Source organism: Mycoplasma zalophidermidis (assembly GCF_018913985.1).
Taxonomy (GTDB): Bacteria; Bacillota_I; Bacilli_A; order Mycoplasmatales; family Metamycoplasmataceae; genus Mycoplasmopsis; species Mycoplasmopsis zalophidermidis.
Genome location: NZ_JAHMHK010000020.1, coordinates 1 through 778 on the forward strand (window position 1 = coordinate 1; position 778 = coordinate 778).

The 778-nt window shown below is 27.5% G+C and carries 1 protein-coding gene; it reads left to right on the top strand.

What is annotated here, in order from left to right; all coding sequences use genetic code 4:
* Positions 1 to 146 precede the first annotated feature (146 nt).
* A partial coding sequence (locus tag KQ878_RS03700) for a UPF0236 family transposase-like protein (protein WP_216567975.1) occupies positions 147 to 778 on the top strand: 632 nt, incomplete at its 3' end.

Here is a 778-nt window from a genome sequence, read left to right on the forward strand (position 1 = left end):
CGTCTAGAATACGAGTTTAGGACTAAGACTAGATTTATTACACATAAACATTTTAGAATCGCCAGAAGGCTTAAAAACACTGAATTACATTAGGTGGTGAGTTTGAGTTAAATATTACAATGTATGAGTTTAGTGATAAAGGTGTGATGAAAAGAGAATTATATTATCACGATAAAATTTTAAAAAACTTAGCCATTTGTAAATATGATTTTGAGCTGGTGAAAGCTTGCATATTAGCAGACCTTAATAATACAAAATTACCAACTGAAGTAGTGGCAAAACAACCATCGAAACAACATCTGTTTTATCTTAAAAAACGCTTTAAAATTGACGAACAAATTAGGGCAAAAAATAAACTAGAAATTAGTAAAAATGAAGCTATTTTAGCAGGTCAAAAAAACAGCAAAATTCATTTAGAAATTGATGATTTATTTATCAATTTTCAAGGCCGTAAATATGGCGAAAAATTAAGGTGTCGTGAAGCTATTATTCATAGTAATTTTATAGGTGGAAATAGGTCTAATAAAAGGAAGAAAAATAGGTCAGCTATTTGCTTATTTTTCTTAAAAAAACTTAGTGCTAAAAGCGATCAAAATAATGATTTAAACTACTTTTCAAATCGATTAAATGATTATATTGAAAAGTTAAATTTAAACAAAAATAGCATAATTTTTAAGGGCGATGGAGCCAGATGAATGAAGTCTATTTCACAAAAAATAGGGGTCAAATATGTGCTTGATTATTTTCATTTAGTTAAAAAAATTAATGAAACTTTTGG